Annotated in this window: 16 protein-coding genes; 8 read left to right on the top strand and 8 right to left on the bottom strand. The window is 64.2% G+C overall.

All coding sequences use genetic code 11. The annotated features are described in order from the left end of the window. Positions 1 to 28 precede the first annotated feature (28 nt). The 8 genes from ACVOLV_RS12550 to glmS form a co-directional block, all read right to left on the bottom strand. Positions 29 to 1,372 carry a M16 family metallopeptidase gene (locus ACVOLV_RS12550; protein WP_481554685.1) on the bottom strand — a complete coding sequence of 448 codons (1,344 nt, stop codon included), beginning with the start codon at positions 1,370 to 1,372 and terminating at the stop codon, positions 29 to 31. Further along, positions 1,369 to 2,727, bottom strand: a complete 1,359-nt coding sequence (locus ACVOLV_RS12555) for a M16 family metallopeptidase (protein WP_481554686.1) — start codon at positions 2,725 to 2,727, stop codon at positions 1,369 to 1,371. The genes ACVOLV_RS12550 and ACVOLV_RS12555 overlap by 4 nt, the downstream gene beginning before the upstream one ends. A 55-nt stretch (positions 2,728 to 2,782) precedes the next feature. Beyond that, complete coding sequence (locus ACVOLV_RS12560; protein ID WP_481554687.1) at positions 2,783 to 4,903, bottom strand: protein-disulfide reductase DsbD family protein; 2,121 nt, start codon at positions 4,901 to 4,903, stop codon at positions 2,783 to 2,785. Next, complete coding sequence (locus ACVOLV_RS12565; protein WP_481554688.1) at positions 4,887 to 6,146, bottom strand: redoxin domain-containing protein; 1,260 nt, start codon at positions 6,144 to 6,146, stop codon at positions 4,887 to 4,889. Before ACVOLV_RS12565 ends, ACVOLV_RS12560 begins: the two co-directional genes overlap by 17 nt. A 78-nt stretch (positions 6,147 to 6,224) precedes the next feature. Beyond that, the gene (locus ACVOLV_RS12570) at positions 6,225 to 9,389 is read right to left on the bottom strand and encodes a TonB-dependent receptor (RefSeq protein ID WP_481554689.1); all 3,165 of its coding nucleotides are present in this window, start codon (positions 9,387 to 9,389) and stop codon (positions 6,225 to 6,227) included. A 149-nt stretch (positions 9,390 to 9,538) separates the two neighbouring features. Next, positions 9,539 to 10,675, bottom strand: a complete 1,137-nt coding sequence (locus ACVOLV_RS12575; protein ID WP_481554690.1) for a FecR family protein — start codon at positions 10,673 to 10,675, stop codon at positions 9,539 to 9,541. 40 nt (positions 10,676 to 10,715) lie between these two features. Beyond that, positions 10,716 to 11,234, bottom strand: coding sequence for an RNA polymerase sigma factor (locus ACVOLV_RS12580; RefSeq protein WP_481554691.1), 519 nt, complete (start codon positions 11,232 to 11,234; stop codon positions 10,716 to 10,718). A 380-nt stretch (positions 11,235 to 11,614) separates the two neighbouring features. Then, positions 11,615 to 13,447, bottom strand: coding sequence for a glutamine--fructose-6-phosphate transaminase (isomerizing) (glmS, locus tag ACVOLV_RS12585; protein ID WP_481554692.1), 1,833 nt, complete (start codon positions 13,445 to 13,447; stop codon positions 11,615 to 11,617). A gap of 215 nt (positions 13,448 to 13,662) precedes the next feature. On the opposite strand from glmS, the gene ACVOLV_RS12590 reads away from it, so the two are divergent. From ACVOLV_RS12590 to ACVOLV_RS12625, 8 genes are all read left to right on the top strand, one after another. Continuing rightward, positions 13,663 to 14,931: an efflux RND transporter periplasmic adaptor subunit gene (locus ACVOLV_RS12590; RefSeq protein WP_481554693.1), complete on the top strand. Its 1,269-nt coding sequence runs from the start codon at positions 13,663 to 13,665 to the stop codon at positions 14,929 to 14,931. 193 nt (positions 14,932 to 15,124) lie between these two features. Then, on the top strand, positions 15,125 to 15,850 hold the full coding sequence (locus ACVOLV_RS12595; protein WP_296247631.1) for an ABC transporter ATP-binding protein: 726 nt from the start codon (positions 15,125 to 15,127) through the stop codon (positions 15,848 to 15,850). 14 nt (positions 15,851 to 15,864) lie between these two features. Beyond that, on the top strand, positions 15,865 to 17,190 hold the full coding sequence (locus ACVOLV_RS12600; RefSeq protein WP_481554705.1) for an ABC transporter permease: 1,326 nt from the start codon (positions 15,865 to 15,867) through the stop codon (positions 17,188 to 17,190). A 3-nt stretch (positions 17,191 to 17,193) separates the two neighbouring features. Beyond that, the gene (locus ACVOLV_RS12605; protein ID WP_481554694.1) at positions 17,194 to 18,417 is read left to right on the top strand and encodes an ABC transporter permease; all 1,224 of its coding nucleotides are present in this window, start codon (positions 17,194 to 17,196) and stop codon (positions 18,415 to 18,417) included. Between the two features lie 17 nt (positions 18,418 to 18,434). Beyond that, positions 18,435 to 19,739: an ABC transporter permease gene (locus ACVOLV_RS12610; protein ID WP_481554695.1), complete on the top strand. Its 1,305-nt coding sequence runs from the start codon at positions 18,435 to 18,437 to the stop codon at positions 19,737 to 19,739. Between the two features lie 122 nt (positions 19,740 to 19,861). Beyond that, the gene (locus tag ACVOLV_RS12615; protein WP_481554696.1) at positions 19,862 to 21,085 is read left to right on the top strand and encodes an ABC transporter permease; all 1,224 of its coding nucleotides are present in this window, start codon (positions 19,862 to 19,864) and stop codon (positions 21,083 to 21,085) included. Positions 21,086 to 21,107: 22 nt separating this feature from the next. Then, positions 21,108 to 22,418 carry an ABC transporter permease gene (locus tag ACVOLV_RS12620; RefSeq protein WP_481554697.1) on the top strand — a complete coding sequence of 437 codons (1,311 nt, stop codon included), beginning with the start codon at positions 21,108 to 21,110 and terminating at the stop codon, positions 22,416 to 22,418. A gap of 61 nt (positions 22,419 to 22,479) precedes the next feature. Beyond that, a complete protein-coding gene (locus tag ACVOLV_RS12625; protein ID WP_481554698.1) occupies positions 22,480 to 23,697 on the top strand; it encodes an ABC transporter permease in 1,218 nt (405 codons plus the stop codon). The last annotated feature ends 29 nt before the right edge of the window (positions 23,698 to 23,726 follow it).

The following is a 23,726-nucleotide window of genomic DNA, read 5'->3' on the forward strand; positions in this document are numbered from 1 at the left end:
TGTCGAACCACTTGGCAGAGGTAACGACTTACTTGGTGAAGGTGCCGGCCTTGACCAGCACCATCTTCTGCGGGTCCACGTACTTGCGGATTGCGCCGTTGACCTGCTCCAGCTTCACCGACTGGATCGCCTGCGGGTAGTTGTCCAGCCATGCCAGGCCAACACCGCGCTCAACCGTGCCGATGATCGCCGCCGACATGCCGTCGGTATTGCCCAGGCCAACCTGGTAGCTGCCGACCATCGCCTGCTTGCGTGCATCCAGTTCTGCGGCGGTGATGCCATCTCTCCACCAGCGCTGCAGTTCGCGGCGGGTGCTGGCGATGCCCTTGTCCATCAGCTCCGGTGCAAAGGTGGTGCTGATGCCCAGGCCGCCGTCCATGTAGTCGCTGCCCAGCAGGTTGCCGCCGATGCCGTACGTCAAGCCTTCCTTCGCGCGCACCGCGGCCATCAGCCTGCCGGTGAAGCCCGAACCGAGCACGTCCACGCCCACCGTCATCGGCAGGTAGTCGGCATCGGTGTAGCGCAGGCCGGTGGCCTGGCCGAGGAACACGCTGACGCTGGCCTTGTCCTTCATCGCGATGCTGTGCTCGGCAGCCTTGGCCGGCAGCCGTGCGGGCGCATCACGCAGATAATCCACGCCGCCGCTCCAGCCGTTGAAGCCGTGTGCAACCGCGGTTTCAATCGCCTTGGCATCAACGTCACCGGCAAACACCAGGGTCATGTGCGCCGGGCCGTAGTACTTGGCATGGAAGGCCTTGATCTGCTCCAGCGTTACCTGCGGCACCGCCTTGAGCATGGCCTCGCGCGGTGCCGGTGCGTTGATGCTGGCGGCCGGGAAGATGCTCAGCATCAGCGTTTCACGCGCCATCGCACCGGGGTTGTCACTGGCCTGGCGCAATGCAGCTTCCAGCTGCACCTTGGCCTTGGCCAACTCTTCAGCGGTGAAGGCCGGCTGGCGCAGCTGTTCGGCGAGCAGGTCGAGCACGGTCGGCAGGTCCTGCTTCAGGCTCTTGCCGTAGATGCCGATGCGCGCCGCGCTGGGGCTGAAGGACAGCTGCGCACCGATGCCGTCCAGCGTATCGGAGATGGCGAACTTGTCGCGGCGGGTGGTGCCGGCTTCCAGCAGCATCGCGGTCAGCGTCGGCACCGCCGGGTTGTCGCCCTTGGCGGCGAGGAAGGCATCACCCAGCGGCATCGAGCCGGTGAAGGTGACCACGTCCTTGACCCCCATCGGGTAGACGATCAGGTCGATGCCAGCGGCCTTGGCGTGCACGGCGGTGTCGGCGACGCCGGCCTGGGCGGCGAATGCGGCAAGGCTGGACAGTGCAGCCAGTGCCAATGGAATCAGTCGAATGCGTTTTGCGTTGTTCACTTGCTGCTCTCCGGCACGAACCAGCCAACCGTGCTCTGCTCTGCGGTGAAATACTTGCCGGCGACGCGCTGCACGTCGGCCGGGGTGACCTTCTCAAGATCCTTCAGGGCGCTGGAATACAGGGTCCAATCGCCCATCGCGATGAACTCGTTGAGCGCATCGGCGGCCTGGTCGGTGCCATCGCGGCGATAAGCTTCCTCGGCGCGGTACGGGCCGAGCACGCGCTTGATCTCCTCGACGCTGACGCCGTCGCGGGCCACCTTGGCGATCTCGTCGCGGACGATCTTTTCGATGTCTTCGTGCTTGCTGTCCGGGGCCAGCGCCACGCTCAGCATGAACAGGCTGGGATCGCGCTGCTGGTACATGCCGCCCGATACCGCCACCGCCTTGCTGGTATCCACCAGTGCACGCTGCAGGCGTGCGCTGCGGCCGCCCTGCAATACCAGCTCCAGCACGTTCAGTGCGGAAATGTCCTTGTCCAGACCAGCCGGTGCCTTGTACGCCATCATCACCGTGCCGGTTTCGCCGCCACGACGCAACGTCACCCGACGCTCGCCCTGCTGCTCCGGCTCGGTGGTGTAGACCTCGGGAATGGCATGCGGCGAACGCGGCACCTTGCCGAACTTGTCGCCAATGCTGGTCAGCACCTTGGCGCTGTCGATATCGCCGACCACGGTGACAGTGGCGTTGTTCGGCCAGTAGAAGGTGTCGTAGAACTCACGCAGCTTCTCGATGGATACCTTCTCGATATCACTGCGCCAGCCGATCACCGGATGGTGGTACGGATGTGCGCTGAAGGCGGTCGCCCACATCAGCTTCATCAAGGCGCCATTGGGATTGTTTTCGTTGCGCTCGTACTCGTTGCGCACCACGGTCATTTCGCTCTGGCGGTCTTTCTCGCGCAGCAGCAGGCCGCGCATGCGGTCCGCTTCAATGGCGATATAACCATCCAGCGCGGCCGGCGGCAGCGTGGCGTAGTAGTTGGTGCGGTCCAGCGAGGTGGTGGCGTTGAAGCCGGCACCGACGCGGTCCAGGTAGGTATCGACGTTGTTCGCGCCGTCGAAGTTGGTGCTGCCCATGAACATCAGGTGCTCGAGCAGGTGGGTGCCGCCGGTAGTGCCGGTCACCTCGTTGCGCGAGCCGACCCGGTAGGTCATCTGGAAGGTCACCACCGGTGCGGCGTGGTTGGGCAGCAGCAGGACGCTCAAACCATTGGCGTCGAGCCGGTACTCATCGATGCCATCGGCGGATTTTACGTAGGTGAAGCCATTGACCTTGACCGGCTCGGCCGAGGCAGCAGCAGCTGCCATCAAGCCCAGCGCAAGGCCGGCGCACAACAGGCGTTGCGAAATCATGCGTTGCGTTCTCTCTAGATGCGCCCGAAGACGCGGGGAAAGTCGGGGCGGGATTTCAATCCCGTCCTGGTGGGGTAGCGTTGTCCAGCGCAGAGAGCACGATCTCCGGCGTGAGTACCTCGGGCAGTTCGCGCGGCGGGCCGCCACCGGCCGGATAGGCCAGGTTGAACGGCACCGCGCTGCGGTTCCAACGTTCCAGCTCGGCGGTGATCAGTGGATCGGCGTTGGTCCAGTCGGCCTTCAGCGCGACCACTTCGTTGTCGCGGAAGTAGTCGTTTACCCGCGCCGCGGCAAACACCACCTTCTTGTTGACCTGGCAGGTAGCGCACCAGCGTGCGGTGAAGTCGACATAGATCGGGCGGCCTTCGGCCTGCAGCTGCTGCACGCGTTCGCTGCTCCAGGCCTCCCATTGCAGCGCTTCAGGCGCTGGTGCACGTGGCCAGCCGAACAGCACCGCCGCAGCCAGCACCAGCACGCCGGCAAACACACTGAGCTTGGCGCGGCTACCGCGGGCACCTGGACGGGTACCACGGCCGTACAACCACAAACCAAAACCCAGCAACGACAACGCCAGCAAGGCATTGAGCAGTGCCGCTTCGTGCAACTGCCCGGCCAGCACCCACAGCAGGTAGCCGACGGTGGCATACAGCGGGAAGGCCATCAGCTGCTTGAAGGTTTCCATCCACGCGCCCGGGCGCGGCAACAGCGTGACCAGCGATGGGAATACCGACAGCAGCAGATACGGCAGCGCCAGACCCAACGCGATGGCAGTGAACACCACGAACGACTGTGCGGTTGGCAGCGCCAACGCCGCGCCCAAGGCCGGTGCCAGGAACGGTGCACTGCACGGCGTTGCCACCACGGTGGCGAGCATGCCGCTGAAGAAGCTGCCGGCCACGCCGCTGCGCGACTGCAGGCGCGAACCGACGCTGGTGGCACGCATGCCAACCTCGAACACGCCACTGAGGTTCAGCGCGAAGGCCAGCATCACCAGCGCCAGCACGAACACGAACGACGCCGATTGCAGCTGGAAGCCCCAGCCCAGTTGCTGCCCGCCTTCGCGCAATACCGCCAGCACGCCGGCCAATGCCCAGAACGACAGCAGCACGCCCGCAGTGAACGACAGTGCATGCAGGCTGACCTTGCGCCTGTCGTTGCCGGCCTGCTCGATGAAACCAACCACCTTCAGGCCCAGCACCGGAAACACGCAGGGCATCAGGTTGAGGATCAGCCCGCCGAGCACTGCGAACAGCAACACCAACAGCGACAGCTGCGCACCCTCATTGCCTGCGCCCGAAGCCGGTGCCGCCCCAAGGTCGGCCGTACTGACCAAGGCAGTCGCCTCAGCCTCGGCCACGAACGGCAGCTCGATGCTGACGCCACGGTAGATGCCCTGTGCGTCGGTATAGGCCAACACGCCGCGCAGCGCCGCATCGGACGGCATGCTCTCGGCCGGATCCAACGGCAGCTTCAGCAAGGCGCGTGCACCGCGATTGCCGATGGTCTGCGGCACCTTGTAGGAGACGAATTCATCGGCCGGGAAGAAGTGCAGCTCAGCAATATCAGCCGGAGCTGCAACGCGCAGGGTCAGGTCGCCCTGCTCGCGGGTCGCCGCCAGTTGCCAGCCTTCGCTGGCGCTTGGCATCGGCAAGGCCGCCAGCGCCGCCTGCACATCGGCATCGGGCTGTGGTGGGTCGGCACTGACCGGTACGCTCAAGCTCACTGCCGCCTTGCCCGGAATGCACACGGTCTCGCACATCAGCCAACGGGCCTGTGCCTTCAACTCGACCGCACCGCCGGGCTGCAGATCAGCCGGAGCGATCAGCCGCACCGGCAGATACGACAAGCCTTCATAACCGTGGCCGGTGATGTTGCCTTCGCGGTCACGCACCAGGATTGGCGTTGGCCACTGGATCGCCTCGGCAGTCCAGCCCGGCGGCAGCTCCCACATCAACTTGGTCGGCAGGCCGGTGCCGGCGTTCTTCCAGAAACTGTGCCAATGCGGATCGTGCTGCATGCGCAGCGCCAGCTGCAGCGGCTGCCCCGGCTGCACCGAGCGCTGCGCGGTTACCAGCTCGGCCTGCACCTGCGCCAGCACGCTGCCGGGCAGCAGCACGCCCAGCAGCAACAATGCGCTCAGCGCGGCGCGGCGGACCGCATCAACGTGCAGGCGCATCTTCAACCTTCTTGATCTGCGCACGCACTGCGCGCTCCACATCCCATTCGCGCATGCCGACGCCGACGATGGTGCCGTCACCGGCGATCAGGTAGTTCTGCGGCAACTGCACAACGCCGTAGGTCTGCGCCGCCTTGTCCTCGAAGCCTGGCGCCTGCAGGTTTATCCACGGCAGGTCGTTGCTGCCGCCCTCTTCCTGCATGGCCTTGATCCAGTCCGCCTTGTCTTCATCCAGCGACACGGCGTAGATCTCGAAGCCGTGCGCGTGGAACTCGCGGTACACCTTCAGCAGATGCGGGAATTCACCACGGCACGGGCCGCACCACGAGGCCCAGAAGTCGAGCAGCACCAGCTTGTTGCGTGCCAGCACTTCGGACAGCTTGACCACCTTGCCGTCCACGCCGACAGCTTCGATGTCGGCATAAGGCTTGCCCGGACCAAACTTCTCGGCAAGCTGCTGGGTCTTGGCATAGTCGGCAGCGGCCTGCTCCATCTGCACGATCAGCGGATGCGCGCCCAGCTCCTGCTTGTAGCTAACCAGCAGCTGCGCACGGCGGGCCACGTCATAGCGCTTCCAGTCGTAGTTCTCGCTCAGCACCAGCAGTTTGAGCAGCGCCGGCTCGGCACCGTCGAGGATGACCGCGTCGTAGTCGTTCCTGACCTTGGTCAAGGCGGCGAACGGCGCAGCCACGGATTCGCGCGCGGCCTTCATCGCCGCTTCGTCGTTCTCATCCACACCGTCGAAGGCCTTGCGATTGGCTTCGCGATTGGCCTTGTAGGCGGCCACATAGGCAGGCTCTTCCAGATAGCCGTAAACCCGCTCGGTCAGGCTGCCACCCTTGCCCACCGGCCCCAGCGCGCCAGCTTCGATACGCAGCTCTCCCGGCTCCAGCACCAGTTTCACCGAACCCTGATTACCGACCATCAGCACCGCAGGCACCGCCTGCTGTACCTGCCCGCTGAGCACGAAGGCACCGCCCTGCGCGGTGGCCGTGGCCACCGGCTCGACATGCAGCGGGTCGATCGCTGCAGACGGCACCAGCAGCTTGAGCTCGGTGCCATCGGCCAGCCCCGGCAGCGTGCCGCGGATGCTGTACGCACTGCTGCTTGCGGGCGTGGCGGCGGCGTCCTGGCCTGCAGTGGCAGGCGGCGTCTGTGATGGGCTGCAGGCAGCGAGGCCGAGTGCAGTAGCGACCGCGCTGGCCAGCAGGCAGGCGCGCAGGGAGTTGGCGATGGACTTCATGGATTTCCTTGCAATGGATGCGGCGCGCCGCCGACGAGGGATCGACGCACCGCGTTGTTACGGAGCAACCGCTTGGCGTCAGAACTCTTTCTTGATGTCCAGGTAGAGCACGCGGCCGCGGATATTCACGCGGTTGGAGACGAAGCCGGACAGGTTGTCGACGAACGGATAGTCGCGATCGAACATGTTCTGCACGCCCATGCGCGCGGTCACCCCACCCAACCAGCCGTCACGCTGATGCTTGCGATAGCCGACCTGCGCATCGAAGGTGGTGTAGGACGCCGAGCGCGTACGCGGATTTTCATTGGGAGTGAAATCGTTGTAGTCGGTGGCGGTGGCCGACAACGGATACAGCACGCGATGTGCGGCGCTGTAATGGCTGCCCAGCGACGCGAACCAGGCGTTGCCTTCCCAGCCGACGAACAGGTCGCCCGCCCACTTGCTCGGCCCCAACTCGCTGTCCGCATAGCTCAGGGTCGGCATCGACGCCAGCGAACGCGAGGTCAGCTCCAGCGTACGCACGGCATTGAGCTCGATGCGCCAATCGCCCCAGTCATTGCCGAAGTAGTAGCTGGCGGTGGTATCGATGCTGCGCGAACGACGACCAAGGAAATTGATCGCGCGGTTGTCCCACAGCATCACCCCATTCTCGCCGACGGTGAAAGTCCCCTCGGGCATCTTGCTGATGTCCTTGAATATCTCCGAATAGGTCAGCCCCGATAGCGGATCGCCAATGTAGTTGTCGAAGGTGGTGCGGTTATAGGTGGCCGACAGCTGCAGACCGGTAGCGAATGTCGGTGACCAATCGAAACCATAGGTCACTACGCTGGCCACCTGCGGCTTCAGATTCGCATTGGGGCCGCTCAGCGCGACGATCTGGGTGACTCCGTCCGGCAGCTGGCCGCCGTTGAACAGCACGCGTGCGGTGTAGTCATCCATGATCAGCTGGCCGAACTGCTGCTGGGCCTGCGGCACCAGGAAGGACTCGCCCCAGGTGGCGCGCAGGCGCAGCTGATCGATCGGCTTCCACGCCAGCCGTGCCAACGGACTGGTGCGGCTGAAGCTGCGCGACACCACGGTATCGCTGCCGGTGATGCCGCTTGCGCCGTCGTTGTTGACGCCGGTCAACTGCTCGACATCGAAGCCACCGAGTTCGCCCAGGCCAGCCGACCAATCACGCAGTGCGCTGTCGCCACGCTGGTCGAAGCGCTCGTAGCGGGCGGCAACAGTCAGGCTCAGCAGCTTGGCCAGCGGCTGGTCCTTCAACAACGGGATACCAATCTCGGTGAACAGCGCTTCGGACTTTCCGGTGCTTTCCGAGTTCAACTGTTCACCGAGGTTGCTCTCGTAGTTGTAGCGCTGCTCACGGTGCTGTGCGCCAAACGCCGCTTCGATCTTGCCTGCGGGCAGCTGGAACAGTTCACCACGGGTCAGCAGGTCGACGGTATTGGCACGCGATTGGAAGCGATAGACATGCCGCTCGACCAGACTCTGCAGCAACTCTCGGTTACGCGCGACGATGGCTTCATTGCTGCCGTCGCCAAACACGTTCAAGCCATTCAGCACTTCCAGCGTGCGCGCATAGCCGGCGGCGCCCATCGAGCCAGTCAGGTCCATCAAGGCCGCGGTGGTGCCTTTCTCGCGACCAGTGCTGTAAGTGGCCTCGTAGTCCCAGCCCTTGGCGAACGGCAGCTTGCCGTTGATGCCCACATGCGCGTCGCTGTTGGTCTGCTTCTGGTCTTCGCTCAGGTTCATGCCTTCGAACTCACGTTCGAAGGAATAGCCCACCAGTACGTCGCTGCCGAAGTTGTTGTACTTGTTGCTCTCGGGAACGTAGGTGTTGTAACCGTCCTCGAAGAGGCTGAAGTCGAACAGCGTCGGCCGCCAGTTCTCCTTGTTGACCTGGCGCACATGGCTGATGCCGTAGTTCAGCTGGGTGGTTTCACCGAGATCGTGCACGCCGCTGATGCGGACGTAGCGGTTGTCGACCTTCGGACCGATGCGGCTGCGCTCATAGGTAGACGGCGCAGTGGCCGGGTCATAGGCGAGCAGGCTGTCCGGATCCAGTGCGGTGCCGTCCTGGCCGCCGGGAATCACCCCGAGCACATCGCCCATGAAGTGGTAGTCGATACCGAAATCCAGCGACTCATAGACCACGCCGGGCTGGCCCTTGTTGCGGGTGCGGCCGTTGACGCCGCCACGGTCGCTGAAGTCACCACGGCCGTCCGGGCCGACGTGGATCAGGCTGGTGACGTCTGCAGGCAGCGTACGCTCAAGCCCGACCGCAGCGGTGACGTGGCCACTTCCATAGCCAAAGGTGTGGGCCAGATCCAGCCGCGAAACATCAGCGCCGGTGCTGGAGTTTTCATGACGCAGCTGCGCGGTGGTGCCGTCGTAGGACTTCTTCAGCACGATGTTGATCACGCCGGCCACGGCGTCGGAGCCATAGATGGCGCTGGCGCCATCGCTGAGCACTTCGATGCGCTCGATCTGCGAAACCGGGATCGAGGAAATATCGGTGTAGGCACCCTGCGCCTGTGCCGAGCCGCTGCGGCGACGGCCATCAACCAGGATCAGCGTGGAGCGGCTGCCCAGGCCACGCAGATTGGCGCCGGACGAGCCCAGCCCGGACACGCCATCGCCATAGGTGCTGCCGAACTCCTTCTCACCCAGCGCGCGAGAGGCGCTGGTGCGGTTGGAGAAGTTCTGCGGCAGGTTGCGCAACACGTCTTCGATCGACGCATAACCACGGCTTTCGATCAGCTGCGAATCGATCACGATCAGCGGCGAAGCCGGATCGATGTTCTTCAGGTAGGTGCCGGTGACATTGATGGTCTCCAGCGTTTCTGCACTACCTCCATCCTGTTCGACTACATCGCCTGCGCTACTGCGGGGGCGGATGGCGACAGTTTTTGCGTTGATGAATTCATGCGCATACGCAGTAGGTGCGAGCAGCTGCTGCAGGGCCGTCGCCGCGCCCATCTGGCCACTGACCACGCCGCTCTGCACGCCGCTGCCTGCATTGCCGGCGTAGACCACCTGCAAGCCGGACTGCTCGGCAAACACTTCAAGCGCCGACGCCAGTGACTGCGCAGGAATATCAAACTTGAACACCGCTGCAGCGGCCACTGCATCGGTCGCCGCTGCTGACTGTGCCATCGCCACATTGCCGGTGCCGACCAACAGCGCTAGCGCCACCGCCTTCACCAACGTGTGATTACGAAGAATAGTGCTGGACCCCATGGATAATTCGCCCCCGAAAGACATCGAATGGTTACCGAGCAACCGGAGCCGCCTTGCGCGGAACCAGCCTCTTGTTACATCCGTGTGTCCAAGTGCGAAGAAAGGGTACTCACCACCGCAAATATTTTTCCGCACCCTTGCATTGCCGCCTACTGACGACTGCCGCGGTTGCCGATCACGCTGCGATCAGCCTGTCGGCTGACCTGCAGCTGCGAGCAGCATTCGAGGAACTGCAGGAAGGAATCGGCATCATCGGCATGGAACACGCCGCTATAGCGCTGCTCGCGTATCAATGGATCGGTGACCACGATGGGCCGCGGGTTGTAGCGATTGAACTCACTGACGATGTCGGCCAGGGTGTCATTGCGAAAGCTCAATCGCCGTTTGCCATCGGCCGGCGCGCTCGGCGCTTCCAGCGGCATCCGCAGCATGGCCTGCTGGCCCTGCGGTATGCGCGCCTGTTCACCGGCTGACAATGCCGCCGGACGACCCAGCGATTCAACCTTGGCCTTGCCCGCCTCCAGCGTCGATGCATCGTCGCGCCACAGCGACTCCAGCCAATTGCTGTTGGCGGTCACCTTCACCTTGCCCTCGCTGACCGCAACCAGCGTGCCGGAAGGCAGCCGATTGACGGTAAAGCGCGTGCCCACCGCCTGCACGGTATTGTCACCAGCGTGCACACGGAACGGGCGGCTTGTGTCGTGCGCCACGTCGAAGGTGGCCTCGCCATCACGCAACTCGATGTCACGCACGCCCGCACTGAAACGCACGGCGATATAGGAAGCCGGTGCCAGGGTGACCATCGAGCCGTCAGCCAGGGCAATGCTGCGCTGCTCGCCAACCGCACTGGCGTACTGGTGGACCGGCACCTCCGGTTGCAGCAGCGTCCAGCTGCCGGCCAGCAGCGCGCAGACGGCAACGCCAGCCACCAGTGCCCAACCCAGCCTACGACGGCGTCCGCGCGTGGCAAGCCCTTTCTCCAAGGGCTTGGCGACCGGCACCGCACGCGGCACATCATGCAGCTGCACCACGTTGTCCATGGCCTTGGCCTGTTCCAGCACCGCGTCCAGATCGAAGGCCTGCAGCGCGGCGCTGGAGGCCAACTCGCGCTGCACCAGCTGCGCCATCAGCAGCTCTTCCAGGTGCAGCGGCGAGCGCGCAACCCAGGCGGCAAAACCGCTGCGGTCGGCATCGCTGGGCGCTTCCCCCATGACGTGCAGCCATTCGGCCGCCTCGCGTGCGGCGCGCTCCCGGCTCTGTTGCGGCGATGTGCGATAGATATTCATGGCTTCACCCGCCCTGCTCGTAGCAAGGTCCACATCCTGTTCATCGTTCCAAGCTCGCGCGTACATGCGCCAGCGCTTCGACACTGTATTTCTTCACCGTATGCACGCTCAGCCCCAGCTTCTGCGCGATCTGCGCATGGCTCAGGCCTTCGCGCCGCTCCAGCAGCAGCACCGCCAGCCGGTTGGCCGGCAGTTGCGCCAGCGCATCGCCCACCTGCCGCTCGAAGAAGCCGCCACCTTCGCTGAAGACGGCCTGCCCCGGGTTCTCGGACACCGCATCGACGACGGTCGAGTCATACAGCAGCCGGCCCTGGCGCTGGCGCATGTTGAACTCGCTGGCCACGTGCGCGGCGATGCCATAAATGTAGGCCAGCGGGTTGCGCACGGTTTCGATGCTCTGCACGCGCAGCAGGCGCAGGTAGACCTCCTGCACCAGGTCACCCAGATCCTGCGCCTCGGCCACCCGCCGGCGCAGGTAGCGGTGCAGCTCGGCGCTGTAGTCATGTACCGCCCGCGCAGCGAAATCGCGCCCGGGCTGGTCCTGTCCGGCCGGCTCCATCATCGTCTCCCGCCCGGACCTTGCCGGTGGTGGCTTTTCCGCACCCTCATCACCCACTCCCAATGACAGGGGCAACGGACACAGCGCCCCCTTGACCATGCAGTGCGTGGCAAGAGGCGATTTGGGTACTTCTGAAAAACAACTGGTTCAGCTCGCGATCACAAGGGCGGGCAGCTTAGCCCGTCGCTGCCTGTATTCGCGTAGTTCCGCGGCTCAAAGCCCGCAGACAGCGGTCCAAGGCCATCGGCTGTTCGTGCCCGCTACTCATGCAAAGCAAAAGCCCGGCGCTGGGCCGGGCTTCGAGCAACGTCGGGGGAGAGAGGACCGGGCTGCTGGAGATGATTATCCGTAGTTCCGGTTACGCTCCTGTGACACCTGCGTTACTCCACGGTAACGCTCTTGGCCAGGTTGCGCGGCTTGTCCACATCAGTGCCACGCGCCAGGGCGGTGTGATACGCCAACATCTGCACCGGGATGGTGTGGACGATGGCGCTGAGCACGCCGGCATGGCGCGGGGTGCGGATCACATGCACGCCCTCGGAGGCATTGAAGTTGCTGTCCTGGTCGGCAAATACGAACAGCTCACCGCCGCGCGCGCGCACTTCCTGCATGTTGGACTTCACCTTCTCCAGCAGGCTGTCGTTGGGCGCGATCACCACCACCGGCATTTCCGCATCCACCAGTGCCAGCGGGCCGTGCTTGAGCTCGCCGGCCGGATAGGCCTCGGCGTGGATATAGGAGATTTCCTTGAGCTTGAGCGCGCCTTCCAGCGCGATCGGGTAATGCAGGCCACGGCCAAGGAACAAGGCGTTCGACTTGCCGGCAAAACGCTCGGCCCAGGCGATGATCTGCGGCTCCAGGTTCAAGGCGTGCTGCACGCTGCCCGGCAGATGCCGCAGCTGCTCCAGGTAGCCGCTCTCCTGCTCGGCATCGACCTTGCCGTGCAGCTTGCCCAGCACCACGGTCAGCTGGAACAGCGCGGCCAGCTGGGTGGTGAAGGCCTTGGTCGAAGCGACACCGATCTCGGCACCGGCGCGGGTGTAGCAGACCAGCTCGCTGGCACGCGGAATCGCGCTCTCCGGCACGTTGCAGATCGACAGCGTATGCGTGTGGCCCAGCGACTTGGCGTATTTGAGCGCCTCCATCGTGTCCAGGGTTTCGCCGGACTGGGAGATGGTGACGATCAGGTGCCTGGGATTGGCGTAGGCGGCGCGGTAGCGGTATTCGCTGGCGATTTCCACGCTGCACGGCAGGCCGGCGATGGCCTCGATCCAATAACGCGCGGTCAGGCCAGCGTAGTAGCTGGTGCCGCAAGCCAGGATCTGCACGCCTTCGATGTCCTTGAACACCGCTTCGGCGTTCTTGCCGAACAGGGTCGCCGGGAAACCACCCGCATCAATCGCCGCCTCGATGGTGTCGGCCAGCGCGCGCGGTTGTTCGTGGATCTCCTTCTGCATGAAGTGGCGGTACGGGCCCAGTTCCAGCGAAGCCAGCGAGACGTCCGACATGCGCTGCTCGCGCTGCGCCGGTGCATTGTTGGCATCGAACACGCGCACGCCATGACGGGTCAGTTCGGCGGTGTCGCCTTCTTCCAGGAACATCACCCGACGGGTGGCCTGCAGGATCGCCGATACGTCGGAGGCGACGAAGTTCTCGCCATCACCCAGGCCGACCAGCAGCGGGCAGCCCATGCGTGCCACCACCATGCGCTCGGGCTCGTTCTCGCTGATCACCGCCAATGCGTAAGCACCGGTCAGTTCCTTGACCGTGCGCTGCAGGGCGCTGAGCAGATCGTCGTGATCGGCCTTGAGGTGATGGTGGATCAGGTGGGCGATGACTTCGGTATCGGTCTGCGACTCGAATACATAGCCCAGCGCCAGCAGCTTCTCGCGCTGCTCCTCGTGGTTCTCGATGATGCCGTTGTGCACCAGCGCAACGCCCTGGCTGATATGCGGATGGGCATTGGATTCGGTGACGCCACCATGGGTGGCCCAGCGGGTATGGCCGATGCCGAGCACCGAATGGAACTGTTCGGCGATGGCCGCACCTTCCATTTCAGCGACACGGCCAGTGCGGCGCACGCGGCGGATGTGCTCGCCATCCAGCACGGCGATGCCCGAGGAATCGTAGCCGCGGTATTCCAGCCGCTTGAGTCCTTCAATCAGTACCGGAACCACATCGCGATCAGCGATCGCCCCAACAATCCCGCACATGGCCTACCCATTGGTAATTACGAGCGGACATTCTAAGTCAGCTGGATCAGACAACCAGCGGACATGCCGGGACATCGGCGCCCGGACACTGTCCGCGCGAGCGTCCGCGGACACCCGGACACTCACATCACTGAATATTTTCCAAACAAATTCAATGCCTTGGAGTTGGCACGCGATCTGCTTAATGGATAACAAACCCAGCAGCGAAGCCGACGATGATCCGCGACACCTCCGCCCAGGACCAGGTAAGTACCCAGCGCCCGCAACCCGTGTGGCGTCGCTACATGTGGCCGGCGCTGATCACCGTGGTGGTGGTCGCCGGCATTGGCTACGTCGTCAGCAACTGGCTGGGCGCCAGCCGCTCATTCGACGGTGACCGCCTGCGCATCGCCGAGGTCAAGCGCGGCGACCTGGTCCGCGACATCGCTGCCGATGGCCGTGTCATCGCTGCCAACAGCCCGGTGCTGTACGCCATCTCCGCCGGCACCGTGACCCTGAAGGTCGTCGCCGGTGACGTGGTCAAGCAGGGCCAGGAGCTGGCGGTGATCGACAGCCCGGAGCTGCGCAGCAAGCTGGCCCAGGAACAGGCAACCCTGGCCGGCCTGGAGGCCGAAGCCAGCCGCGCCGCACTGGACGCCACCCTGGCCCGCGCCACCGGCGCCAAGTTGTCCGACCAGGCCGGACTGGTGCGCACCGCCGCCGAGCGCGACCTGCAGCGCTACCAGCGCGGCTTTGATGGCGGCGCGGTGCCGCAGGTCGACCTGGCCAAGGCCCAGGACGAACTGAAGAAAGCCCAGATCGAGCTGCAGCACGCCCAGCAGGACGCCAGCCTGCAAAGCCAAGGGGCGAGCCTGGATGCGCGCAACAAACGCTTGATGGCGGATCGCCAGGAAGCCGTGGTGGCTGAAGTGAAGCGTCAGGTGGATGCGCTGACCCTGCGCGCACCGTTCGATGGCCAGGTCGGCCAGGTACAGGCCACCCAGCACACCCAGGTCGCCACCAACGCCCCGATCCTCGGCGTGGTCGATCTGTCGCGCTTCGAGATTGAAATCAAGGTGCCGGAAAGCTTCGCCCGTGACCTGGCCATCGGCATGCCAGCCCAGCTCACCAGCGGCTCCGGCCAGCCGTTCCCGGGCGAGATCGCCGCGGTGTCGCCGGAGGTGGTGAACGGTGAAGTCGTCGCCCGCCTGCGCTTCTCCGACAAGCAGCCGCCCGGCCTGCGCCAGAGTCAGCGCATGAGCGCACGCATCCTGCTGGATACCCGCAACAACGTGCTCAAGGTCGAGCGCGGCCCGTTCGTCGAGCAGTCCGGTGGACGCTACGCCTATGTCCTCAGCGGCAGCACCGCGGTGCGTCGTCCGATCCAGACCGGTGTCAGCAGCCTGGGCGAAGTTGAAATCGTCTCCGGCCTGCAGCCGGGCGAAAAGATCGTCGTCTCCGGTGCCGATCTGTTCGGCGATATCGAACGCGTATCGATCAATTGATAGAGGCCGGGAATGGGGATTCGGGAATCGTGATGGGAGACAGCTGCAGGCGTCCGGGTTGTCGTGAACCCTGCCGTCCACGCTGCCACCCTCGAATTCCCGCCCCCATCGCCGGACCTGGCTACACCCATTCAAACGCAATCCCAGCACCCCGCTCCACCCACCACATTCCCCGTCGCTGAAAGGAATACCCATGCTCCATATGCAATCCGTCTCCAAGGTCTTCCGCACCGAACAGGTCGAAACCCATGCGCTGCGTTCGCTGGACCTGCATGTGCGCGAAGGCGAATTCGTCGCGGTCACCGGCCCCTCCGGTTCGGGCAAGACCACCTTCCTCAACATCGCCGGCCTGCTGGAAACCTTCACCAGCGGCCAGTACCTGCTTGATGGCCAGGACGTCAGCCACCTCGGCGATGACGCCCGCTCGCGCCTGCGCAACCAGAAGATCGGCTTCATCTTCCAGGGCTTCAACCTGATCCCCGACCTCAACCTGTTCGACAACGTCGATGTGCCGCTGCGCTACCGCGGCATGCCCTCGGCCGAGCGCAAGCAGCGCATCGAAAAAGCCTTGAGCGATGTCGGCCTGGGTTCGCGCATGAAGCACTACCCGGCCGAACTGTCCGGCGGTCAGCAGCAGCGCGCCGCTATCGCCCGCGCCCTGGCTGGCAGCCCGCGCCTGCTGCTGGCCGACGAACCGACCGGCAACCTGGATACGCAGATGGCACGTGGCGTGATGGAGCTGCTGGAAGAGATCAACAGCCAGGGCACCACCATCGTCATGGTGACCCATGATCCGGAACTGGCCGCACGCGCCCAGCGCAACGTGCACATCGTCGACGGCCAGGCCACCGACCTGATCCGCGAGCCGGTGCTGGCACACGCCGCGCGCATCGCCGCCGTTGCCGACAACCAGGGCTGATCCCACGCATGTCGCTGTTCGCCTACCACCTCCGCCAAGGCCTGCGCAGTCTGCGCCGCACCCCCGTGCTGACCGCACTGATGGTGCTGTCGATTGCGATGGGCATTGGCGCGTCGATGACCACGCTGACGGTAAAGCACCTGCTCTCGGGCGATCCCCTGCCCGGGCGCAGCGCGCAGATCTATTACCCGCAGCTGGATGCATCGCCGCGTGGTGAGCGGGCCCGCCGCGAACCGTTGGACATGCTCGACTACACCTCGGCAACGGACCTGTGGCGTGACGGTCCGGCCGATCGCAAGGCTTTGGTGGTGGACAGCCCCGTCAAGTTATCCGCGCCTGCTAGCCAAGGGCCGGCGATGATGACCACGTTGCTGTCCACCACCGCCGATTTCTTCCCGATGTTCCAGGTGCCGATGGCCTATGGTGCCGGCTGGTCGGCCGAGGATGACCAGCACCGCGCCCGCGTGGCGGTGATCTCCTCGGAATTGAACCAGCGTCTGTTCGATGGCAAGGACAGCACCGGCAAGATGCTGCGCATCCGCGACAGCGAAGTGCGCATCATCGGCGTGCTCAAGCCATGGCGTCCATCGCCCCTGTTCTACACCGTCGCCGGCGGCCGCTTCGCGCAGGGCGACACCGCCGACTATTACCGTCCGGTCGAAGAGGTGATGGTGCCGTTCTTCACTGGTCTGCAGATCAACGCCGGCAACTTCCGCCAGTTCACCTGCAACACGCTGCCCGAGAAGCCGGGCCATCTGGAAAACACCGATTGCGTGTGGCTGCAGCTGTGGGTGCAGCTGGACAACGCGGCCAAGCTTGCTGCCTACCAGCAGCACCTGCAGGCCTATGTGCAGCAGCAACAGCAGCTGGGCCGCATCAGCCAGCCCGAGCTGACGCGCCTGCGCAGCCTGATGGAGTGGATGGACTACAACGGCGTGGTGCCCCGTGACGTCAAGCTGCAGGCATGGATGGCGCTGGCCTTCCTGGTGATCTGCCTGTTCAACACCATCGGCCTGTTGCTGGCCAAGTTCCTGCGCCGCACCGGCGAGATCGGCGTGCTGCGCGCACTCGGCGCGACCCGCGCGATGGTGTTCCAGCAATGCCTGATCGAGGCGGCACTGATCGGCGTTGGCGGCGCGGTGCTGGGCCTGCTGTTCACCCTGTTCGGTCTGTGGAGCATCCGCCAGCAGCCACTGGCCTATGCCGACATGGTGCAGCTGGACATGACCATGCTTGGTATCACCTTCGCCACCGCAGTGGTGACCACCGTAATTGCTGGACTGCTGCCGGCGCTGCGCGCCGCCCGTATCGATCCAGCCCTGCAGATCAAGGCGCTGTAAGCGATGACCCTGGACATCAAACCCATCATCAGCACGCTGTCGCGGCATCGCATCGCCGCCAGCCTGATCGTGTTGGAAATCGCACTGGCCTGCGCGGTGCTGTGCAATGCCCTGTTCCTGGCCGCTTCGCGGATGGAGCTGATCGGCATGAACAGCGGTGTCGACGAGGCATCCATCGCGACACTGAGCCTGCTCGACTGTGACTCCTGCAACGAGGTGGACGTGAACAGCCGCTGGTTGCAGCAGCTTCGTGGCCAAGCCGGCGTGCAGGCGGTGGGCGTGCTCAATGCCGTGCCTTTCGGACAACGCGCCGGCACCGCCGGCGTCTCGCTGGATCGGGAAGGCAAGCACCATGGCGGCGTGCCGCATTTCTACCTGATGGATGCAGGCGCAATCGATGCCTTGCAGCTGAAGCCGGTACAGGGCCGCATGTTCAGCGATGCCGACTACCAGCCGGTGGAAAACTTCCTGCCCGCGCATGCCCAGGTATGGATCACCCAGGCCTTTGCCAAGCATCTGTGGCCGGATCAGGATCCGCTGGGCAAGCAGTTGTGGATGGGCGACTACCAGCTCACCGTGGCCGGTGTACTGGCGCATTTCTCGCGCCCGGACCCGGGCCGCAGCGAGAACGGTCTGGCAGGCATGGAGTGGTCGGTGATCGTGCCGGTGACTTCCGATGCGCAGGCCGGCACCTATGTAGTGCGCGCCAACCCGCGTGACCTGCAACGCATCGTCAGCGACGCGGTCGCCGCCGCGCCCAAGGTCACCCCGGAGGCGATCATCTCCGCCGACTACAGCAAGACACTGCAGCAATTGCGCGAGGTCTACTTCCAGCAGGACCGCAGCATGACCCGCCTGCTGCTGGGCATCTGCCTGGTGATGCTGCTGGTCACCGCGCTGGGCATCATCGGCCTGGCCAGCTTCTGGGTGCAGCAACGCACCAAGCAGATCGGCGTGCGTCGCGCACTGGGTGCGACCCGGCGCCAGATCATCAGTTACTTCCAGACCGAGAACCTGCTGCTGACCAGCGCCGGCATCGTGCTCGGCATGCTGCTGGCCTACACCGGCAACCAGTTGTTGATGACCTACTTCGAAATTCCCCGGCTGCCGCTGTATTACCTGCCGCTGGGTGCCGTACTGCTGTTCCTGCTGGGCCAGGCCGCCGTCATCGGCCCTGCCCTGCGCGCCGCATCCATCCCGCCCATCGTCGCCACCCGCAGCGCCTGAGCTGCCAAGGATCGTCCATGTTCAGTTACTACTTCAAACTTGCGCTGCGCAGCTTCGGCCGCAACAAGATCCTGACCGCACTGATGGTGTTGGCCATCGCGCTCGGTATCGGTGCGGCGATGACCACCTTGACCGTGTTCAAGGTGTTGTCCGGCGACCCGATTCCGCACAAGAGCGATCGTCTGTTTTATGTACAGCTGGATCCAGGCATGCGTGAGGGTTACAAAGCCGGTGAAGAGCCGGAGATGCAGCTGACCCGCTTCGATGCGGAAACCCTGCTCAGCCAGAAAAAAGCACCGCGCCAGGCACTGATGACCGGCGGTGGCGGCATCGTTGATCCCCGTGTTGATGCACTCAAGCCCTTCAGCATCAGCATGCGTTACACCTCGGCCGACTTTTTCCCGATGTTCGATACGCCATTCGCGTTTGGCCAGGGTTGGAGCGGCGATGAAGATCAGGGCCGCAGCCGCGTTGCGGTGATCAGCAAGACCCTCAACGACAAGCTGTTCAAGGGGGCGAACAGCGTCGGCAAGGAAGTGTTGGTCGAAGGCCATGCATTTCGTATCGTCGGCGTGCTCAAGGAATGGAAGCCGGCGCCGAAGTTCTACGATCTGTATTCCGGCAAGTTCGATTCCGAAGAAGACGTATTCGTGCCGTTCAGCACCTCGCTGGAACTCAAGCTGGACCGCAACGGCAGCATGAACTGCTTTGGCCGCGAGATCGTCAACGATGCGATGGCCTTGAACGTGCCCTGCGCCTGGGTCCAGTACTGGGTAGAACTGGATTCGCCCAGCAACGCTGGCGACTTCAAGGCCTACCTTGACAACTACTCCGAACAGCAGCGGGCCAGCGGTCGCTTCGAGCGTCCGGCCAACACCCGCCTGCGTGATGTCATGGACCTGATGGAATACCGCAATGCGGTGCCGGGCGACGTGCGCCTGCAGATGTGGCTTGCTTTCGGCTTCCTGCTGGTCTGCCTGGTCAACACCGTTGGCCTGCTGCTGGCCAAGTTCCTGCGTCGCAGCGGTGAAATTGGCGTACGCCGTGCACTGGGCGCCAGCCGTACGGAGATCTTCAAGCAATGCCTGATCGAGGCCGGCACGATTGGCCTGGCCGGTGGCCTGCTGGGCTTGGTGTTTGCACTGTTCGGCTTGTGGGCGGTGCGTCAGCGTCCGGCCGAGTACGCATCGCTGGCTCACCTGGACGGCTCAATGCTGCTGATCACCTTCGCCTTGGCAGTGTTCGCCAGCATGCTCGCCGGCATCCTGCCCGCCTGGCGTGCCATGCAGGTAGCGCCGGCACTGCAGCTCAAGAGTCAGTAACGCGATTACACCCTCCCCTGCGCAACGCGCAGGGGAGGGCCGGGGAGGGGTGCTTTGGCACTAACGCTTGCCTCTCCCAACCAAACCTCATTCCCAGCGTCACGCCTCCCCGGAGACACCTCATGGAAATCCGCCCCATCCTCTCCACGCTGTCGCGGCACAAAACCGCCGCTGCGCTGATCGTGCTGGAGATTGCGCTCAGCTGCGCCATCATCTGCAACGCACTGTTCATCGTCTCCCAGCGCATCGAAAACATGCAGCAGGCCAGCGGCATCGATGAAAGCCAGCTGATCGAGATCGGTCTCAGCGGTATCGGCAAGCAGGTCGATGGCGATGCACGTACCGTTGAAGACATCGCCTCGCTGCGCGGCATCCCCGGCGTTGAGAACGTTGCCATCGTCAACCAACTGCCGTTCCAGGGTGGTTCCTGGAATACCTCGCTGGCTGCAAGCCCAGAGCCCGATGCGCAGTCGATCAATGGCGCGCAGTACACCGTTGGTGAGAACACACTCAAGACCCTGGGTTTGAAGTTGACCGCCGGCCGTGACTTCAATGCCGACGAGTACATGAGCAATGACAAACTCGAAAAAGAGCAGAACCTGGAATCGGTTCGCCTGTCGGTGATCCTCACCGAATCGATGGCCAAGAAGCTGTTCCCGGATGCCGCTGCCGTCGGTAAAACGCTGTACATGGCCAACATCCCGGTCACCGTCGTTGGCGTGGTGCAGACCCTGCTGCGGCCGAACAACCAGAATGGCAACCGCACCGACTCGCTGCTGTTCCCGATCCGCATGAACTACTCCAACGGCGGCCGCTTCATCATCCGCGTGACCGACCCTGCGCGCCGCGCTGAAGTGCTGAAGCAGGCAGTCGCAGCGCTGGACAAGAACGATCCCAATCGCTTGATTTACAGCAAGCAGACTGTCGAAGAGAAGCGCGCCAAGTATTTCGCAGACGACCGCGACATGATCGGCCTGCTGCTGATCGTCAGTGGCCTGCTGTTGCTGGTGACCGCGCTGGGCATCATCGGCCTGGCCAGCTTCTGGGTGCAGCAACGCACCAAGCAGATCGGTATCCGCCGCGCACTGGGTGCTACCCGCGCGCAGATCCTGCGCTACTTCCAGACCGAGAACTTCCTGCTGGCAGGCATCGGCATCGTGGTCGGCATGTTGCTGGCCTACCTGCTCAACCAGTGGCTGATGGGCCGCTACGAGCTGCCGCGTTTGCCGCTGCTGTACCTGCCGGTAGGTGCGGTGCTGCTGTGGCTGCTGGGCCAGATCGCGGTGTTTGGCCCGGCCCGCAAGGCGGCGTCGATTCCACCGGCGGTGGCTACCCGCAGCACCTGATCTGACAGCTCAAGGACGGGACATGTTCGGCTATTACCTGCAACTGGCCTGGCGCGGCTTCGGCCGCAACAAGGTGCTGACGACCTTGATGGTGCTGACCATCGCGGTGGGTATCGGCGCGACCATGACCACCCTTGGCCTGTACGTCGTGCTGTCGGGGGATCCGATTCCACACAAGAGCAGGCAGCTGTTCTACCCGCAGTTGGAACCGCGCAGTCTTGGCAAGGACGCCACGCTGGAGCAGGACCCCCTGGGTCAGATGACCCGCTACGACGCCGAGGAGCTGCTGCGACAGAAACGCGGCGATCGGCAGGCGCTGATGAGCGCCGGTTCAGTGACGGTGCTGCCCGCTGGCAACACCGCGCAACCGTTCCGGGCGATGACGCGCTACACCTCGGCGGATCTCTTCCCGATGTTCGAGGTGCCGCTGGCGGCCGGCAATGCATGGAGTGCGGCTGAGGATGATGGCCGTGCGCTGGTTGCGGTCATCGATCGCAAGCTGGCACAGCGGCTGTACGGCAGCGAGGATGTGATCGGCAAGCAGCTGCGCCTGCCACAAGGGGTGTTCCGCGTGGTTGGCCTGCTCGGCAACTGGAAGCCTGCACCACGTTTCTACGACCTGACCAGCCAGCGCTATGGCGGTGACGAACAGGTGCTGCTGCCGTTCTCAACCTCGCGCGCACTGAAGCTGGACACCCAGGGCAACATGAACTGCTGGGGCAGCAGCAATGATGAAGAAGGCAATCGCGGCCTCACCGCACCCTGCGCCTGGCTGCAGTACTGGGTGGAGCTGGACACGCCCGACAAGGCCCGCGACTACCTGAAGTACCTCGCCGACTATTCCGATACCCAACGCGCCAGTGGCCGCTTCGAGCGCCCGACCAATGTGCGTCTGCACGACGTGATGGGCTGGCTGGACTTCAACCGCATCGTGCCCAACGACGTGCGCCTGCAGATGTGGCTGGCCTTCGGCTTCCTGCTGGTGTGCCTGATCAACACCGTCAGCCTGTTGCTGGCCAAATTCCTGCGCCGCAGCGGCGAGATCGGCGTACGCCGATCGCTTGGCGCTTCGCGCGCGGACATCTTCAAACAATGCCTGACCGAAGCTGGTTTCATCGGCCTGGCCGGCGGCGTACTGGGGCTGGGCTTTGCGGCGATCGGCTTGTGGCTGATCCGCCAGCAACCGGACGAGTACGCAAAGCTGGCGCAGATGGACACCACCATCTTGTGGATGACTTTCGTGCTGGCGGTCGGGGTCAGCCTGATCGCCGGCCTGCTGCCGGCCTGGCGGGCCATGCAGATTTCTCCCGCACTCCAGCTCAAGAGCCAATGACGCGGTGGCATTGAATCCACCCCGTCAGCAACGGCAGCTTCCGCCGCCACGGAGAACACCTTTGGACATCCGCCCTACCCTGTCGATGCTGTCCCGCCAGAAGATTGCCGCACTGCTGGTGGTGTTCGAGATCGCGATCAGCTGCGCCATCATCTGCAACGCGGTTTTCATCATCAGCAACCGCGTTGCGCAGATTCAGCTGCACAGTGGCGTTGCCGAGGATGAGCTGGTCTACCTGGCCACCAGCAGCCTACTGCCGGACGTCAACTACGACGCCCTGCGCAAGCAGGATCTGGCCGCGCTTGCAGCCGTCCCCGGCGTGAAAGCGGCCAGCAGCATCAACCAGATTCCCTATGGCAGCAATGTCTGGGGCTCGGGCATACGCCTGCAGCCCGACCAGACGCGCCCAACCGTCCATGCCACCAATTACATGGACGACGGCCAGCTGCTGCCGACGTTTGGCCTGCAAGTGCGCGAGGGCCGCGCCTTCAAGCCCGACGAGTACCTGGAGAACAGCGCCTTCGTCGGTGGCGACGCCGATCCTGTGGTACCCAGCGTGCTGCTGAGCCACGCGTTGGCCAACACCCTGTTCCCGAACGGCAATGCGGTGGGCAGCAACATCTATGTCTGGGGCAACAAACCAACCCAGGTGGTGGGTGTGATTGATGACCTGCTGGCACCGGGCCAGGCCGGCGAGTTCAGCGGCCGCTTTGACAGCATGGTGTTTCCGGTCCGCGTTTCCAACGGTGCCTATGCCCTGCGCACCAGCCCCGAACTGCGCGAGTCCGTATTGAAGGCAGCCATTGCCGCACTCAACAAGGCCGACCCCAACCGCATCATCGAGGAACAGGGCACGGTGGCGCGCATGCGCGATGACTTCCATCATCGCGATCGCTCGGTGATCTGGCTGCTGCTGGCGGTCTGCATCGCGCTGCTGGCGGTCACTGCGTTCGGCATCGTCGGCCTTGCCAGTTTCTGGGTGCAGCAGCGCACGCGCCAGATCGGCATCCGCCGTGCCTTGGGCGCAACCCGCAAGCACATCCTGCGCGCTTTCCAGCTGGAAAACCTGCTACTGAGCAGTGCCGGCATCGTCGTTGGCCTGATCCTGGCCTACGCACTAAATCTGCTGCTGATGAACCGCTACGAGCTACCACGACTGCCATTGATGTACCTGCCTATCGCGGCGGTACTGCTGTTGCTGCTGGGGCAGATCGCCGTGCTTGGACCCGCGCGGCGCGCGGCGTCGGTGCCGCCGGCGGTGGCCACACGCGCTGCCTGACCATTTTTGAACACTTACCGGAGTCGCCC

The organism is Stenotrophomonas sp. STEN023 (assembly GCF_056760135.1).

What these genes read in the sequence shown, in the direction of transcription:
- ACVOLV_RS12610 (WP_481554695.1), top strand. Translation starts at nt 18,435, where the DNA reads ATGTTCAGTTACTACTTCAAACTTGCGCTGCGCAGCTTCGGCCGCAAC.
- ACVOLV_RS12570 (WP_481554689.1), bottom strand. Translation starts at nt 9,389, where the DNA reads ATGGGGTCCAGCACTATTCTTCGTAATCACACGTTGGTGAAGGCGGTG.
- ACVOLV_RS12595 (WP_296247631.1), top strand. Translation starts at nt 15,125, where the DNA reads ATGCTCCATATGCAATCCGTCTCCAAGGTCTTCCGCACCGAACAGGTC.
- glmS (WP_481554692.1), bottom strand. Translation starts at nt 13,447, where the DNA reads ATGTGCGGGATTGTTGGGGCGATCGCTGATCGCGATGTGGTTCCGGTA.
- ACVOLV_RS12565 (WP_481554688.1), bottom strand. Translation starts at nt 6,146, where the DNA reads ATGAAGTCCATCGCCAACTCCCTGCGCGCCTGCCTGCTGGCCAGCGCG.
- ACVOLV_RS12580 (WP_481554691.1), bottom strand. Translation starts at nt 11,234, where the DNA reads ATGGAGCCGGCCGGACAGGACCAGCCCGGGCGCGATTTCGCTGCGCGG.
- ACVOLV_RS12575 (WP_481554690.1), bottom strand. Translation starts at nt 10,675, where the DNA reads ATGAATATCTATCGCACATCGCCGCAACAGAGCCGGGAGCGCGCCGCA.
- ACVOLV_RS12555 (WP_481554686.1), bottom strand. Translation starts at nt 2,727, where the DNA reads ATGATTTCGCAACGCCTGTTGTGCGCCGGCCTTGCGCTGGGCTTGATG.
- ACVOLV_RS12620 (WP_481554697.1), top strand. Translation starts at nt 21,108, where the DNA reads ATGTTCGGCTATTACCTGCAACTGGCCTGGCGCGGCTTCGGCCGCAAC.
- ACVOLV_RS12590 (WP_481554693.1), top strand. Translation starts at nt 13,663, where the DNA reads ATGATCCGCGACACCTCCGCCCAGGACCAGGTAAGTACCCAGCGCCCG.
- ACVOLV_RS12560 (WP_481554687.1), bottom strand. Translation starts at nt 4,903, where the DNA reads ATGCGCCTGCACGTTGATGCGGTCCGCCGCGCCGCGCTGAGCGCATTG.
- ACVOLV_RS12605 (WP_481554694.1), top strand. Translation starts at nt 17,194, where the DNA reads ATGACCCTGGACATCAAACCCATCATCAGCACGCTGTCGCGGCATCGC.
- ACVOLV_RS12615 (WP_481554696.1), top strand. Translation starts at nt 19,862, where the DNA reads ATGGAAATCCGCCCCATCCTCTCCACGCTGTCGCGGCACAAAACCGCC.